Here is a 14980-nt window from a genome sequence, read left to right as displayed (position 1 = left end):
AAATGTTAAATTTTGAAAAAAATGTTAAAAATACTATGCATGCATAGTATTTTTTTTTATATTTGAAAAAGTTTAGATAGATAATTCTATGAAAGATAAAACAATAGACTATATACTTAGAGCAACTTGGCAAGCAGTTGCCAGGATGTACAACGAAGAAGCGGCAAAATACAACGCTACAATGGCAACGGGTTTTGCACTTTTAAGCATCGATAGAGAAAATGGTTCGCCATCAACAACTCTTGGTCCAAAAATGGGAATGGAAGCCACAAGCTTAACCAGAACACTAAAATCGATGGAAGAAAGAGGATTAATTACTCGTAAAAAAAATCCAACTGATGGTCGTGGTGTAATAATTCAATTAACCAAAGAAGGGAAAGAAAAAAGAGAACTTTCTAAAGAAACCGTACTTCGTTTCAATGAAACCGTAAAACAACATATTAGTGAAGAAAAACTTCAACATTTTATGGAAGTTGCCGAAATCATCAACGAATTAATTGCAGAAAAAAAAATCTATAACGACAAATAAAACAACAAACCTATAAACATGAAACGTAATATTAAAAAAGTTGCTGTTATTGGTTCCGGAATTATGGGAAGTGGTATCGCTTGCCATTTTGCTAATATTGGTGTAGAAGTCTTATTATTAGACATAGCGCCAAACGAACTAACCGAAGCAGAAAAGAAAAAAGGATTGACTTTAGAGAGTAAAGCCGTTAGAAACCGATTAGTTAATGATCATTTAGCTAACGCTTTAAAATCGAAGCCTTCTCCTATTTATCATCCAAGTTTTGCATCAAGAATTACAACAAGTAATACTACAGATGATATGTCAAAAATTGCAACTGCCGATTGGATTATCGAAGTTGTAGTAGAACGTTTAGACATCAAGAAAATTGTTTTCGAACAAGTTGACAAATACAGAAAACCAGGAACTTTAGTTACTTCAAATACGTCTGGGATTCCAATTCAGTTCATGAGCGAAGGAAGAAGCGAAGATTTTCAACAACATTTCTGTGGAACGCACTTTTTCAATCCAGCACGTTACTTAAAATTATTTGAAATCATTCCTGGTCCAAAAACCTCTAATGAAGTTTTAGATTTCTTAAATGGTTATGGTGAAAAATTCTTAGGAAAAACTTCAGTTGTAGCAAAAGATACTCCAGCTTTCATCGGAAATAGAATTGGAATCTTCGGAATCCAAAGTTTGTTCCACCAAGTAAAAGAAATGGGATTAACAGTTGAAGAAGTTGATAAATTAACTGGACCAGTTATTGGTCGACCAAAATCGGCTACTTTTAGAACGGTTGATGTTGTTGGTTTAGATACTTTAGTTCATGTGGCTAACGGAATTTATGAAAATTGTCCAAACGACGAAGCTCATGAATTATTCAAACTTCCAGAATTTGTTAACAAAATGATGGAAAACAAATGGTTAGGAAGCAAAACAGGACAAGGTTTCTACAAAAAAGAAGGTAAAGACATTCTAACTTTAGACTTAGATACATTAGAATACAGAGCGAATAAAAAAGCCTCTTTCGCAACTTTAGAATTAACCAAAACGATTGAAAAACCAATCGACAGATTCAAAGTTTTAGTAACTGGAAAAGACAAAGCAGGAGATTTCTACAGAAAAAACTTCGCTTCAATGTTCCAATATTGTTCAAATAGAATTCCTGAAATAACAGATGCTTTCTACAAAATCGATGATGCAATGAAAGCTGGATTCGGTTGGGAAAACGGTCCATTCGAAATTTGGGATGCCATCGGAGTTGAAAAAGGTATTGAATTAATGAAAGCGGAAGGTTATCAACCTGCTTCTTGGGTAACCGATATGTTAGTTTCAGGAAACACTTCTTTCTATTCGATTAAAGATGGAGCAACGCACTTCTACTCCATCACCAACAAAAAAGTAGAGAAAATTCCAGGTCAAGATGCCTTCATTATCTTAAATAACATTCGCGAAAGCAAAAAAATATGGAACAACAGCGATTCTATCATTACCGATTTAGGTGATGGAATCATCAATTTAGAATTTACATCTAAAATGAATTCAATTGGCGCTGGTGTTTTACAAGGAATCAACAAAGCTATTGACATCGCTGAAAAAGATTATAATGGTTTAGTAATTGGAAATCAAGGCGCTAATTTCTCTGTTGGAGCTAATTTAGGAATGATTTTCATGATGGCAGTCGAACAAGAATATGACGAATTAAACATGGCCATCAAAATGTTCCAAGACACGATGATGCGTTGTCGTTATTCTGCAATTCCAGTTATAGCTGCGCCTCATGGAATGACTCTTGGTGGTGGTTGCGAATTAACCATGCACGCAGACAGAGCTGTTGCCGCAGCAGAAACTTACATCGGATTAGTAGAATTTGGTGTTGGTGTAATTCCTGGCGGTGGTGGTTCTAAAGAAATGGCTTTAAGAGCTTCTGATTTATTCCGTAAAAACGATGTGGAATTAAATGTTTTACAAGAATATTTCTTAACCGTTGGAATGGCAAAAGTAGCAACTTCAGCTTATGAAGGCTTTGATACCGGAGTTTTACAAAAAGGAAGAGATATCGTTGTGGTAAACAAAGACCGCCAAATTGCAACAGCAAAACAAGTAGCTTTACAAATGGCAGAACAAGGTTACACCCAACCAGTAAGAAGAAAAGATATCAAAGTATTAGGTAAACAAGCATTGGGAATGTTCTTAGTAGGAACTGACCAAATGGAAGCTGGTAAATACATTTCTGAACACGATAAGAAAATTGCAAACAAACTAGCTTATGTAATGGCTGGTGGTGATTTATCAGAAGCAACTTTAGTTTCTGAACAATACTTATTGGATTTAGAAAGAGAAGCCTTTTTATCTTTAACAGGAGAAAGAAAATCTCTTGAGAGAATTCAATATATGCTAACTAAGGGTAAACCTTTACGTAATTAATAGCCTCCTAGAGGCGAAATATTGGTAGAAAAAAATATTAGATATGAAAAATACAACCGCATATATAGTTTCGGGTTACCGAACCGCAGTAGGAAAAGCACCAAAAGGAGTTTTTCGTTTTAAACGTCCTGATGAATTAGCAGCAGAAACCATCGAACACATGATGAAGGATTTGCCTGATTTCGACAAAGCACGTATTGATGATGTAATGGTAGGAAATGCCATGCCGGAAGCAGAACAAGGTTTGAACGTTGGGCGTTTAATTTCATTAATGGGATTAAAAATTACCGATGTTCCTGGTGTTACCGTAAACAGATATTGTGCATCTGGAGTAGAAACTATCGCAATGGCAACGGCTAAAATTCAGTCTGGAATGGCAGATTGTATCATTGCTGGTGGTGCCGAAAGTATGAGTTACATTCCAATGGGAGGTTATAAACCAACACCAGATTACAAAGTGGCTGCTGCAGGTCACGAAGATTATTACTGGGGTATGGGATTAACAGCTGAAGCAGTTGCAAAACAATTCAATGTTTCTCGTGCTGATCAAGATGAGTTTGCGTATCATTCACATATGAAAGCTTTAAAAGCACAAGCAGAAGGTAAATTCGATAAACAAATTGCTCCTATCACAGTGGAACAAACGTTTATCAATGAAAATGGTAAAAAAGAAACAAAATCTTATGTAGTAAATAAAGACGAAGGTCCAAGAGCAGGTACTTCTGTTGAAGCTTTAGCTGGGTTACGTCCTGTATTCGCTGCTGATGGATCGGTTACGGCTGGAAACTCTTCGCAAATGAGTGATGGAGCGGCCTTCGTTTTAATCATGAGCGAAGAAATGGTTAAAGAATTAAACTTAGAACCAATCGCAAGAATGGTAAGCTACGCTGCTTCAGGTGTAGAACCAAGAATCATGGGAATTGGTCCAGTTACTGCAATTCCAAAGGCATTAAAACAAGCAGGATTAAAACAAGACCAAATTGATTTAATTGAGTTAAACGAAGCTTTTGCAGCACAATCTCTTGCTGTAGTTAGAGAACTTGGTTTAAATCCTGAAATCGTAAATGTTAACGGTGGAGCTATTGCTTTAGGTCACCCACTAGGTTGTACCGGTGCTAAACTATCCGTTCAATTGTTTGACGAAATGCGCCTGAGAAACAGCAAATACGGAATCGTTTCAATGTGTGTTGGAACTGGTCAAGGTGCTGCCGGAATTTTTGAATTTTTGAAATAAAAATAAAGGAACACAGATTGGAAAAATCAGAGAAATTTTTAAAATTTTATCCATTTCTTCAATCTGTGTTCCAAAAAAATAATTAACCAATAATGAATAGAAATTAAGATTTCTTTTCTCCAAAAAATAAAAGTTATGTCAGATATCATTAGAGGAGGTCAATTCCTTGTAAAAGAAACAAAATGCGAAGACATCTTCACACCAGAAGACTTCAATGAAGAACAAGTTATGATGCGTGATTCGGTTATCGAATTCGTAGACAAAGAAATTTGGCCAAACAAAGAACGCTTCGAAAAGAAAGATTACGCTTTAACCGAAGACATTATGCGTAAAGCTGGTGAATTAGGTTACTTAAGTGTTGCCGTTCCTGCTGCTTACGGTGGTATGGAAATGGGATTCGTAAACACGGTTTTAGTTTGTGATTATATTTCGGGAGCAACTGGTTCGTTTTCAACAGCTTTTGGAGCGCACACTGGAATTGGAACTATGCCAATTACCTTATACGGAACAGAAGAACAAAAACAAAAATATGTACCAAAATTAGCTTCAGGCGAATGGTTTGGAGCTTACTGTTTAACAGAACCAGGAGCAGGTTCTGATGCTAACTCTGGAAAAACAAAAGCAGTACTTTCAGAAGATGGCACACATTATAAAATCACAGGTGGAAAAATGTGGATTTCTAATGCAGGTTTTTGTAACGTAATGATTGTTTTTGCTCGTATCGAAGATGATAAAAATATTACAGGTTTCATTGTCGAAAATGATCCTTCAAACGGAATTTCAATGGGTGATGAAGAACACAAATTAGGTATTCGCTCCTCTTCTACTCGTCAGGTTTTCTTTAACGAAACAAAAGTACCTGTAGAAAATATGTTGGCAGGTCGTGGCGAAGGTTTTAAAATTGCTATGAATGCTTTAAATGTTGGTCGTATTAAATTAGCAGCTGCTTGTTTAGAAGCACAACGTAGAACCATTACTGGAGCTGTACATTATGCTAACGAAAGAGTTCAGTTTAAAACGCCTATTTCAAGTTTTGGAGCTATCCAAGCTAAAATTGCTGAAATGGCTACAAATGCTTATGCAGGAGAAAGTGCTACTTACAGAGCTGCATCTGATATCGAAAATAGAATCAATATTAGAGTTAGTGAAGGAAATTCGCACCAAGAAGCTGAATTAAAAGGTGTAGAAGAATTTGCAATCGAATGTTCTATCTTAAAAGTAGCGGTTTCTGAAGATGTGCAAGCGTGTACAGACGAAGGAATTCAAATTTTTGGTGGAATGGGATTCTCAGAAGATGCACCAATGGAAAGTGCTTGGAGAGATGCTCGTATCGCAAGAATTTACGAAGGAACTAACGAAATCAACAGAATGTTATCAGTTGGAATGTTAGTAAAAAAAGCAATGAAAGGTCATGTGGATTTATTAGGTCCAGCAATGGCTGTCGCTGAAGAACTAATGGGAATTCCTTCTTTCGATATTCCAGATTATTCAGAATTATTTGCTGAAGAAAAAGAAATGATTGCCAAATTGAAAAAAGTATTCTTAATGGTTGCTGGTGCTGCAGTTCAAAAATACGGACCAGAATTAGAATCACACCAACAATTATTAATGGCTGCTTCTGATATCTTAATCGAAATCTACATGGCAGAAAGTACTATTCTTAGAACGGAAAAATTAGCTAAAAAAGAAGGCGAAGATAAAGTTCAAGAACAAATTGCTATGGCAAAATTATACTTATATCATGCAGTAGATATCGTAAACCAAAAAGGAAAAGAAGGAATCGTTTCTTTTGCTGAAGGTGACGAACAACGCATGATGTTAATGGGATTAAAACGTTTTACAAAATATACGAATATGCCAAATGTAATTGGTCTTCGTGAAAAAATTGCTGCAAAAATTATTAGCGAAAATAAATACGCTTTTTAATACAGCAATTAATTGGTTTAGTTTGTTTAAAAAAACCATTCGCCTAAGCGAATGGTTTTTTATTTTTAATACGTTAAAGCAGCAAAAATTTCCTTATTTCCAAGTTTTTCTCTTCCGTTTAAAAACGATAATTCCATTAAGAAATTCATTTGCACAATTTCGCCACCTAATTGCTCTACTAATTCACAAACCGCTTTTGCAGTTCCTCCTGTAGCTAAAACATCATCGTGAATTAAAATTTTATCTCCAGGTTGAATGGCATCTACATGCATTTCCAAAGTATCAGTACCATATTCCAACTCATAAGAAGCACTAATTGTATCGAAAGGTAATTTTTTAGGTTTACGAACGGGAATAAATCCCGCATTTAATTTTTGTGCTAATAACATACCAAAGAAAAAACCACGGCTCTCCACTCCTATTACCTTATCAATTTTTTGATTTTGTAACGAATTAACCAATGTTTCCAAGCAAAAAGCTGTTGCTTCTGAAGAAAGTAATAACGGAGTTATATCTTTAAATCCGATTCCTGGTTTTGGAAAATCTTGAATATCACGAATATAGTCTTGTAAGTTCATTTTTATTTACTTTTTTTCTTGTTAGGGTTTGCAATTTACACAAATATATCTATATTTGCACTCACAAAATCGGCCTCGTGGCGCAACTGAATAGCGCATCTGATTACGGCTCAGAAGGTTACTGGTTTGAATCCAGTCGAGGTCACAAAATTAAAGAAGCGTTCATGAATTTGAACGCTTTTTTTTATACCTTAACTCTTTGTAAAACAATCAAAAATGGATAATTCTATAGAAAATCGCGTAAGATTAGTAGAAACGTTGTTTCAAAATCTTGATGTGGAAATTATAGAATTCCAAAAAGAAACCAAGTTAGGTTGTATTGCAGGATGTGGAAAATGTTGCTCAACACCCGAAATTGATGCTTCGCCACTAGAGTTTTTACCTTGGGCATTTCACGTTTTTTTAAATGGTCAAGCTGAAGAAACATTAATAGAATTAGAACAAAACACAACAGCTACTTGCTTTTTATACCGTCCAAAATCGTTGGCAGAATTTACTTCTGGAAATTGCAGTACGTATCAATATAGAGGTTTAATTTGTAGGCTTTTTGGTTTTGGAGCAACAACAGATAAATACGGAAAATTGCGTATAGCAACTTGTAACATCATAAAAGAAGGGCAATCGACAAATTTTGAGAATGCTACAACTGCTATAAATACAAATTTATCTGTACCTATTTTCACTGAATATTACATGCAACTTTCACAAATAGATTTTAAACTCGGAAATATTTTTCTACCTGTAAATAAAGCTATGAAAGCTGCTTTAGAAGAAGTTTTGCAATATTATGCTTACCGCGATTTACCTGAAAATTACAAAAAACTACCTTAGGTACTTTTCACCTATCACCTTTCGAATCGAAACAAAACCAATTTTCTCCAAATCAATTTCTGAACGTTTTACCCAAATTAAAGCTTGGATTTCGTCTTCAGCATTAATTGTGATAACATCTGATTTTAGTGGACATTCGTAAAAAATATCCATCGTTCTGTACGGAATATTTTTATACAAATAATTATTTGGTGAAGTGGTAATGTATTTTAAATCACTGTTTGAAATTTCAATTCCCAATTCTTCTCTAATTTCTCTACAAGCCGCTTCTTCCGCAGTTTCATTCGGATCAACAAAACCTCCTGGTAAATCCCATTTTTCTTTGTCTGGATTAACGTTTCGTACTGTAAACAATACTTTATCTTCAAACGTAAAAACTATGGCTACAGCAGCGGCAATGTTATGATAATACGTAAAACCACAATCATCACACAAAAACCGACGATTATCAGGAAACGTAAAATGGGTTGAAGCACAACTTGGACAAAATTTAAAGAAACTCATTTTTTAGTGATTAGTAGTTTACGCAAATTTACTTTTAAATTTTCAATTAGAATTTGAAAAAAGAATGGAGTAAACTAATTCATAATTGTACTCAATGTGAAAAATTCTTACTATGAGTATTTAGTGAAAGTAAATCCGTTTCATAGATTGTCAATTTAAGTTCATAAAATATCAAGCTTTTACTTTTGTAAACTTTAAAAACTCTTGGACACAGTTTTCAAAATCAAATTTGATTAAAAAATAAAACTCTTCCCAAATAAGAAGAGTTTTAAATAAGTATTATTAAAAAGAATTTACAATTTATAATTCATAAAAATTATAAACAAATAAAAACTTTATCTTCATCCACACAATAGTTACCTTTAAAAAGATCTCCTCCATTAATTGAAATAAAAGTTAACGCACAATCTTTAGAGTAAAAGTAGGCTTCATTAGGACCTGCTCCTACAACCTTAAAAGGGACACAAACTGTAGTTGTAACATTTTCAGTAATAGTAACTCTACTATTCTGATGAGAGAAAATTGGTATTGCAACCAATAAAGCAATTGTAAAAAATAATTTTTTCATAATTAAAGTTTTTAAAGTTATGACTGCAATATAAGAAAAGTATTTCAAAAAAGAGAAAAAAATAAGATTATCTTTACGTTTATGAAATATTAATCATTAATGAATAAAAAAATCTGCTTCATATTTTGCTTATATATATGTCTGTATTAATTTACTTCAAATAATTTTCCTCTATCACCTTATGAGTCAAAATTAATCCACATAGTAAATCCTTTTTTACTTTGTCAGTATTGATATTTTTTACTGTAAACAAACACTTTGTCTTCAAATGTAAAAATTATGGCTACAGCTGCTGCAATGCTGTGATAATAAGTAAAACCACAATCATCACACAAAAACCGACAATTATCAGGAAACATAAAATGGGTTGAGGCACAACTTGGACAAAATTTGAAAAAACTCATTTTTTAGTGATTAGTGATTAGTGCAAATTTACTTTTAAATTTTCAATTTGAACTTGAAACCTGAAACTTGAAACCTAAAAACATATAACTATCTTTGCCTTATGAAGCATTTAGTCATCATTGGAGCCGTTTGGCCAGAACCTAATTCAACAGCAGCTGGAAGCAGAATGTTGCAACTCATATCGTTGTTTCAAAAGCAAGGATATGAAATCACCTTTTTGTGTTCGGCTTCAAAATCAGAATTTTCGTTTGATTTGAGTACGATTTCGGTTCAAACCAAAGTTATTCAATTGAATGATAGCAGTTTTGATATTGAAATTACAGTATTAAATCCTGATGTCGTACTATTTGACCGATTCATGATAGAAGAGCAATACGGTTGGCGTGTGATGGAAAACTGTCCGAATGCTTTGCGAATTTTAGATACCGAAGATTTACATTTCTTAAGAAAAGCTAGAGAAATGGCTTTCAAACAAAATCGTGAATTGGTTTTTGAAGATTATATTTCCGATGTTTTTAAACGCGAAATGGCATCGATTTACAGATGTGATTTGACGTTGTTGATTTCAGAATACGAAATGCAATTGGCTACTGAAACGTTTAAAATTGATGTTTCTCTTTTGTACTATTTGCCTTTCCTATCGGAAGAAATAAATCCAAATGTTCCAAAGTTTAAAGAACGAAATCATTTTATCAGTATAGGAAACTTTTTGCATGAACCCAATTGGCAAACCGTTTTACAATTGAAAAAACATTGGAAATTTATCAAAAAACAACTTCCCGAAGCCGAACTTCATGTTTATGGTGCATATGTTACGGAAAAAGCCAAACAATTACATAACGAAAAAGAAGGGTTTCTAATTAAAGGAAGAGCAGAAAGTGTTACAGAAGTTTATGCAAAATCAAGAGTTTTGTTAGCTCCAATTCCGTACGGAGCGGGTTTAAAAGGAAAATTATTTGAAGCTATGCAATTGGGATTGCCTTCAATAACCACAAAAATGGGTGCCGAAGGAATGCACGGAAATTTAGATTGGAATGGATTTATCTCTGATGAAAATGACTTTGTAAAAAAAGCTTTCGAATTGTATAAAGATAAATCTCATTGGGAAACCGCTCAAAAAAATGGGTATGAAATAATTGAAAAACGTTTCAAAAAAGAATTATTCGAGCGTGATTTTATGAATCAAGTAGAAAATCTTCAAGAAAATTTAAAAAACCATAGAACTCAAAATTTCTTTGGGCAAATTTTACAACATCAAAGTTTACAAAGCACTAAGTATATGAGTAAGTGGATTGAAGCTAAAAATATTTGACAGTCGCAGTTTACAGTCGCAGAATATCTGAAAACTGAGACTGAGACAACATACTTTTATCCATGAATCGTCTCCGATTTTCCGTAGCTTGCAATCACCTTTGCTTCAAATTCTAACCATTCTTCCCAACGCTTTTTAACGTCGTAACCTTCTTCTGCTAATTCGTGGGCAAATTGTAAGAAAGAAGTATAGTGATTAGCTTCCGAAATCATTAATTCTCTATAAAAAACAGCTAATTCTTCGTCTTTTATGTTATCGGAAAGTACTTTGAAACGTTCGCAACTTCTTGCTTCAATCATTGCCGCGAATAACATACGCTCCACAATTAAATGCTTGCGATTACCAGGCTTCATGAACTTAAATAAATCATTTACATAACTATCTTTTCGTTCACGACCTAGAACCCAACCTCGTGATTTGATAATCTCATGTACTTGTTCAAAATGATCTAATTCTTCTTTTGCAATTGAAGTTAACTCGGTAGTAATTTCTGTAAACTCCGGCAACAAATTAATTAACATCATTGCATTAGATGCTGCTTTAATTTCACACCACGCATGATCAGTAAGAATTTCCTCTAAGTTTCCTTCGGCAATGTTGGCCCATCTTGGGTCGGTTGGTAATTTTAAACGTAACATTTGATTTATGAATGTAGATTAACGATTTTTGATTTCAGAATGTAAAAGTAACCTATTTGCATCAATCTTTAAAAGAAATTACAATCCATAATTCTTTTGTGTCTGTATTTAGAATCGCATAAAAGGAATTCGAACGTCTCATTTCGCTTTTGTAAAAATAATTGTTTAATCCATCATTAAATGGTCTTTTATTACCAACAAAATCTAAATTTTTAAATTTAACCAAATCAGAATATTCTAAATTTTTAAAGTGATTAGATGTATAATAATCTTGAATATTCACTTCTTTATCAAATTTGAAATAGACTGATTTTTGATTTTTTATTTCGTTGTAATTACAAGCAGTACTTTCAATTGAAGGTATATCGATACCTACATTAACCTCAATATTATCAATGTTTGCAAATTCGCAATCTCTTTGATTATAAATTGACGTAACAAAGGTTTTAAATCCAAAAAAAGCTAAGGACAAAAAAGTAATAACAACAAGAGTGATTAATAAGTTTCGTTTCATTTTTAATTAGTTTAAAATATAAAACGTAAAAAGAATCAGAAACGTATTAGTTAGAAAACAAATTGTTAGTATTCCAGTTTTTATTAGGATTGTATTGAATGTGTCCCTTCTCAATTTCTAGCGGACAATCAAAGTTATTGGTGTACAAACCACCCGTTCCTAAACCTTGCGGCATTAGATTATTTAAGGTAAAAGTAAATTGAGTAATTGCGTTTAATCCAATGTTACTTTCTAATGCGGAAGTTATCCACCAACCTATATTTAAACTTTCGGCAATCGAAATCCATTCTAATGTTCCTTTGAACCCACCAACTAAGCTCGGTTTTAAAATGATGTATTGTGGTTGAATTTCTTCAAGTAGTTTTCGTTTTATTTCTATTCCAAAAACACCAATTAATTCTTCATCTAAAGCGATTGGAAATGGCGTTTGTTGGCAAAGTAATTTCATTTCTTGAATTTGATTCGCTTTAATTGGTTGCTCAATACTATGTAATTCAAATTCAGATAATTGATTTAATTTATTTAAAGCTTCTTTTGAATTAAAAGCACCATTAGCATCCACACGAATCTCAATGGTTTTAGCATCAAAATTTTGACGAATAAATCGCAACAAACCTAATTCTTTCTCAAAATCGATTGCTCCAATTTTCAGTTTAATACACGAAAATCCTTGCGCTAGTTTTTCTTCGATTTGGGTTTTCATGAAGAGCTCTTCTCCCATCCAAACCAAACCATTTATTAACATGCTTTTTTTTCCATTCATAAATTCTGAAGGAAATAAATCGAAAAGTGTTTTGGATTGCAACGATAAAAACGCCATTTCTACTCCAAATTGAATCGAAGGAAATTCCATTAACTGATCCCATAATTTATCTTTTCCTAAATGAATGTTTTTACAAACCCATTGCAATTTTTCTTCATAATCAGGTCGATCATCTATAGAAAGTGTTCGTAAAATACCACACTCGCCTATTCCGATTTTTCCATTTTCTTCCAATAACAAAAACCAAGTTTCTTTCTCCGTCATTACTCCACGAGAAGTCCCACTTGGGCGTTTGAAATTCAGAATGTATTTTTTGTAGGTTGCTTTCATATTCAAGTGCAAGTGCAAATTCAAGTACAAATTTCAAAGTTTGAAGTTGATTTTTGTACTTGAACTTGTTATTGATATTTTATTCTAAGATTCTCAAGATTCTCTTGAAGTTGTCGGTTGGTAATCTGTGTTTTTCGAATTCTTTGAAATCGGATTTTGTTTGCGCTATCCAGGTTTTCCCATTGGATAAGCTTTCGTGCGCGTATTTTTTGTGGATGTCTTTAGCATCTGAAATTTTATCGGTAAATAAATAAACATGCGCTAAATTCAACTGAAAATTAATTTCGGAAGGGTTTAATTTTATTCCTTTATTGTAGGTTTCTTCCGCTTTTGTGAATTGTTTTGAATACAGATAATAATCTCCTAAAATGCGATAATCGAGATAAGTTGCTCTGTTTTTAGCAAACATTTCGGTGTAAATAATCGAAATCGCTTCTTCATAATTTCCTTTTTGAAAAGCTGAATTTGATTGGTCTCGAATGATATCATAATAGACTTTTACTTCTCCCGTTCCTTTTAAACTTTCTTCTGTAAGCTTTTCAATAGCGCTAGATCGCTCTACAGCTAAAAGTTGAGCATATTCTCTATACGTGTACTTTTTACTAATATTTTCAATAAAAGTAGCATAAAACGCATCTTTTTTGGTTAATTTTGAAACAACTGGAAGCTTTTTAGCCAAGTTTAAAATTTCATTTTTAGTGGTTTTATCCCAACCTCTACTTGCCTTATAATCAACCCAAGGCACGACTTCTAAAACAATTTTTTGATTCATAACCCAATTCTGACTTTCAAATCCGAACCATAAATTAGGTAAATTGGTTAAACATAAAGAAGATGACGAAATCAACTTGGCGTCTTTATTTACTTTTTCTTTTTGTTCCCAACAAGCTCTATCGGTTTTACCTTCTTTTAAAAATAAATTAGCTGCATTAGCTTCTTGAAATAAAGCAAACGTACATTTATCATCACCAGAAATTGCAGATGTTAAATGAATTGCTCCTGCTGTTCCTTGACTAATTCCAGTAGGATCAGGTATCGCTTTTAACACCGAAACCAAACTTGAGGTTAGTTTTTGACTTTCATCTAAAATGGTGATTCTGTATACAAATTCAGTAGTCCCAACAGGTAAATCTTCTGTTTTAATTAAAGCGCGTTTTCCAGCTGAAAGTGTTATTTCTTTTGTTGTTGCTCGTTCTTTATCCCAAAAACCCTCTTTTTGAGCAAAAATTGAGCTTGAAAACAATACGGCGGATACGAGGTAAACTATTTTATTCATTATAATTTATTTTTTAACCACATAGAATCATAGTTCTACTTGGTGTTTATTTTGAGGCATTACACTTTACACAGAAAACATAGCTTAGAAATTCTATTTTCTATTAATTTTTAATTTTCTCTTTTTAATTTCTTTAGCTTCATTATTTCTCATCAAAACTTTATTCCTTTCAATTGTCTGATAATCCTTATAAGCCCAAAAAGAAAAAATCAAAAGTAAAAAACCTAGAAGAATTAAACCATTACCATCAATAGTTCCTGAATACAAACTACCTGTTTTACTAAATGAAAAGCCATGAGTTGAACTAGTAAAAAACTACATCACAAAACCAATAGCAAGAACTATTACAGCGAAAAAAAATGAAAGTTTATATAAAAATTTACTCATTTAAAAGATTAATATAAAGAAACAATTCAAAAATGAAAATCTATGTGTCTATGTGTTTAATTACCATTCAATTTTTGTACCAAATTTACAATTCAATACTTTGTCCGATTTCTAATAACATCAAGTCTTTTCCTTTGTCGAAAAACTTGCGTTTCGCGTCTTCGTGATTGATTTCGATGTAGCCAAACGTGTCGAAATGATAACCTAATACTTTATCGCATTGTACAAAATCAGAAGCAATAATCGCATCTTCTACGTCCATAGTGAAGTTGCTTCCAATTGGTAAAATGGCTAAATCTAACTTGGTTCTCATTGGAATTAATTTCATATCCATAGTTAATGCGGTATCGCCAGCGATGTAGATATTTTTGTGTTCGCCCTCGATAACAAATCCGCCAGGTTGTCCTCCGTAGCTTCCATCAGGAAAAGAAGACGTGTGAATAGCGTTTACATATTTAACCGTTCCGAATTCAAAATCCCAACTTCCGCCGTGATTCATTGGATGGTAATTAAAACCTTTATTTCCGTAGTGAGAGGCAATTTCATAGTTAGAAACAATAACAGCTTCTGTGCGTTTTGCGATTGCTTCTACATCTAAAATATGATCTTGATGTGCGTGGGTTAACAATATATAATCCGCTTTCAACGTATTGATATCAATATGAGAAGCCTTTGGATTTCCTGAAATAAATGGGTCCACTAAAATGTGAACGTCATTTACTTCAATTCCGATACAAGCGTGTCCGTAAAACGTGATTTTCATAGTTTATTTTTTA

15 protein-coding genes and 1 tRNA gene are annotated in these 14980 nt (G+C 33.1%); 7 read left to right on the top strand and 9 right to left on the bottom strand.

Annotated features, from left to right (window positions below):
- Window positions 1–88: 88 nt before the first annotated feature.
- The 4 genes from B0I03_RS02000 (at window position 89) to B0I03_RS01985 (ending at window position 6098) form a co-directional block, all read left to right on the top strand.
- Window positions 89–529, top strand: a complete 441-nt coding sequence (locus tag B0I03_RS02000) for a MarR family winged helix-turn-helix transcriptional regulator (RefSeq protein ID WP_111565796.1) — start codon at window positions 89–91, stop codon at window positions 527–529.
- 18 nt (window positions 530–547) lie between these two features.
- Window positions 548–2938, top strand: coding sequence for a 3-hydroxyacyl-CoA dehydrogenase/enoyl-CoA hydratase family protein (locus B0I03_RS01995; protein ID WP_111565795.1), 2391 nt, complete (start codon window positions 548–550; stop codon window positions 2936–2938).
- A gap of 43 nt (window positions 2939–2981) precedes the next feature.
- The gene (locus B0I03_RS01990) at window positions 2982–4172 is read left to right on the top strand and encodes an acetyl-CoA C-acyltransferase (protein ID WP_111565794.1); all 1191 of its coding nucleotides are present in this window, start codon (window positions 2982–2984) and stop codon (window positions 4170–4172) included.
- A gap of 135 nt (window positions 4173–4307) precedes the next feature.
- A complete protein-coding gene (locus tag B0I03_RS01985; protein ID WP_111565793.1) occupies window positions 4308–6098 on the top strand; it encodes an acyl-CoA dehydrogenase family protein in 1791 nt (596 codons plus the stop codon).
- Between the two features lie 65 nt (window positions 6099–6163).
- Here B0I03_RS01985 and B0I03_RS01980 read toward each other — a convergent pair whose 3' ends face one another.
- Window positions 6164–6676, bottom strand: coding sequence for an adenine phosphoribosyltransferase (locus B0I03_RS01980; protein WP_111565792.1), 513 nt, complete (start codon window positions 6674–6676; stop codon window positions 6164–6166).
- A gap of 71 nt (window positions 6677–6747) precedes the next feature.
- On the opposite strand from B0I03_RS01980, the gene B0I03_RS01975 reads away from it, so the two are divergent.
- Both B0I03_RS01975 and B0I03_RS01970 read left to right on the top strand, forming a co-directional pair.
- Window positions 6748–6821, top strand: a tRNA-Arg gene (locus B0I03_RS01975).
- A 71-nt stretch (window positions 6822–6892) separates the two neighbouring features.
- Window positions 6893–7507, top strand: coding sequence for a YkgJ family cysteine cluster protein (locus B0I03_RS01970; protein WP_111565791.1), 615 nt, complete (start codon window positions 6893–6895; stop codon window positions 7505–7507).
- On the opposite strand, the gene B0I03_RS01965 is transcribed toward B0I03_RS01970, so the two are convergent.
- The 3 genes from B0I03_RS01965 to B0I03_RS01955 all read right to left on the bottom strand — a co-directional run bounded on the left by B0I03_RS01965 (window position 7499) and on the right by B0I03_RS01955 (window position 8983).
- Window positions 7499–8011, bottom strand: a complete 513-nt coding sequence (locus tag B0I03_RS01965) for an NUDIX hydrolase (protein WP_111565790.1) — start codon at window positions 8009–8011, stop codon at window positions 7499–7501. The genes B0I03_RS01970 and B0I03_RS01965 overlap by 9 nt on opposite strands.
- Before the next feature lie 316 nt (window positions 8012–8327).
- Window positions 8328–8579, bottom strand: a complete 252-nt coding sequence (locus B0I03_RS01960; RefSeq protein WP_111565789.1) for a hypothetical protein — start codon at window positions 8577–8579, stop codon at window positions 8328–8330.
- Between the two features lie 224 nt (window positions 8580–8803).
- Complete coding sequence (locus B0I03_RS01955; protein ID WP_181452320.1) at window positions 8804–8983, bottom strand: hypothetical protein; 180 nt, start codon at window positions 8981–8983, stop codon at window positions 8804–8806.
- Window positions 8984–9084: 101 nt separating this feature from the next.
- Here B0I03_RS01955 and B0I03_RS01950 point away from each other — a divergent pair, with 101 nt between their 5' ends.
- Entirely contained in the window at window positions 9085–10296 is a 1212-nt protein-coding gene (locus B0I03_RS01950) for a glycosyltransferase family 4 protein (protein WP_111565788.1), read from the top strand.
- A 56-nt stretch (window positions 10297–10352) separates the two neighbouring features.
- Here B0I03_RS01950 and miaE read toward each other — a convergent pair whose 3' ends face one another.
- The 5 genes from miaE to B0I03_RS01925 form a co-directional block, all read right to left on the bottom strand.
- Window positions 10353–10934, bottom strand: a complete 582-nt coding sequence (miaE, locus tag B0I03_RS01945; protein ID WP_111565787.1) for a tRNA-(ms[2]io[6]A)-hydroxylase — start codon at window positions 10932–10934, stop codon at window positions 10353–10355.
- Window positions 10935–10995: 61 nt separating this feature from the next.
- Window positions 10996–11448, bottom strand: coding sequence for a hypothetical protein (locus tag B0I03_RS01940; RefSeq protein ID WP_111565786.1), 453 nt, complete (start codon window positions 11446–11448; stop codon window positions 10996–10998).
- A 46-nt stretch (window positions 11449–11494) separates the two neighbouring features.
- Window positions 11495–12541: an o-succinylbenzoate synthase gene (locus tag B0I03_RS01935; RefSeq protein ID WP_111565785.1), complete on the bottom strand. Its 1047-nt coding sequence runs from the start codon at window positions 12539–12541 to the stop codon at window positions 11495–11497.
- 79 nt (window positions 12542–12620) lie between these two features.
- The gene (locus B0I03_RS01930; RefSeq protein ID WP_146603242.1) at window positions 12621–13817 is read right to left on the bottom strand and encodes a tetratricopeptide repeat protein; all 1197 of its coding nucleotides are present in this window, start codon (window positions 13815–13817) and stop codon (window positions 12621–12623) included.
- Between the two features lie 472 nt (window positions 13818–14289).
- Window positions 14290–14967 carry a metal-dependent hydrolase gene (locus tag B0I03_RS01925; protein ID WP_111565783.1) on the bottom strand — a complete coding sequence of 226 codons (678 nt, stop codon included), beginning with the start codon at window positions 14965–14967 and terminating at the stop codon, window positions 14290–14292.
- Window positions 14968–14980: the final 13 nt, after the last annotated feature.

This window comes from Flavobacterium aquaticum (genome assembly GCF_003259835.1).
Lineage (GTDB): Bacteria > Bacteroidota > Bacteroidia > Flavobacteriales > Flavobacteriaceae > Flavobacterium > Flavobacterium aquaticum.
The sequence above is the reverse complement of the archived record's forward strand: the minus strand, read 5'-3'. Positions and strand labels throughout refer to the sequence as shown.

Coding starts and splice junctions, on each gene's coding strand:
- B0I03_RS01930 (WP_146603242.1), bottom strand. CDS start 13,817: ATGAATAAAATAGTTTACCTCGTATCCGCCGTATTGTTTTCAAGCTCA.
- B0I03_RS01965 (WP_111565790.1), bottom strand. CDS start 8,011: ATGAGTTTCTTTAAATTTTGTCCAAGTTGTGCTTCAACCCATTTTACG.
- B0I03_RS01995 (WP_111565795.1), top strand. CDS start 548: ATGAAACGTAATATTAAAAAAGTTGCTGTTATTGGTTCCGGAATTATG.
- B0I03_RS01950 (WP_111565788.1), top strand. CDS start 9,085: ATGAAGCATTTAGTCATCATTGGAGCCGTTTGGCCAGAACCTAATTCA.
- miaE (WP_111565787.1), bottom strand. CDS start 10,934: ATGTTACGTTTAAAATTACCAACCGACCCAAGATGGGCCAACATTGCC.
- B0I03_RS01955 (WP_181452320.1), bottom strand. CDS start 8,983: ATGAGTTTTTTCAAATTTTGTCCAAGTTGTGCCTCAACCCATTTTATG.
- B0I03_RS01940 (WP_111565786.1), bottom strand. CDS start 11,448: ATGAAACGAAACTTATTAATCACTCTTGTTGTTATTACTTTTTTGTCC.
- B0I03_RS01980 (WP_111565792.1), bottom strand. CDS start 6,676: ATGAACTTACAAGACTATATTCGTGATATTCAAGATTTTCCAAAACCA.
- B0I03_RS01970 (WP_111565791.1), top strand. CDS start 6,893: ATGGATAATTCTATAGAAAATCGCGTAAGATTAGTAGAAACGTTGTTT.
- B0I03_RS01985 (WP_111565793.1), top strand. CDS start 4,308: ATGTCAGATATCATTAGAGGAGGTCAATTCCTTGTAAAAGAAACAAAA.
- B0I03_RS02000 (WP_111565796.1), top strand. CDS start 89: ATGAAAGATAAAACAATAGACTATATACTTAGAGCAACTTGGCAAGCA.
- B0I03_RS01925 (WP_111565783.1), bottom strand. CDS start 14,967: ATGAAAATCACGTTTTACGGACACGCTTGTATCGGAATTGAAGTAAAT.
- B0I03_RS01990 (WP_111565794.1), top strand. CDS start 2,982: ATGAAAAATACAACCGCATATATAGTTTCGGGTTACCGAACCGCAGTA.
- B0I03_RS01960 (WP_111565789.1), bottom strand. CDS start 8,579: ATGAAAAAATTATTTTTTACAATTGCTTTATTGGTTGCAATACCAATT.
- B0I03_RS01935 (WP_111565785.1), bottom strand. CDS start 12,541: ATGAAAGCAACCTACAAAAAATACATTCTGAATTTCAAACGCCCAAGT.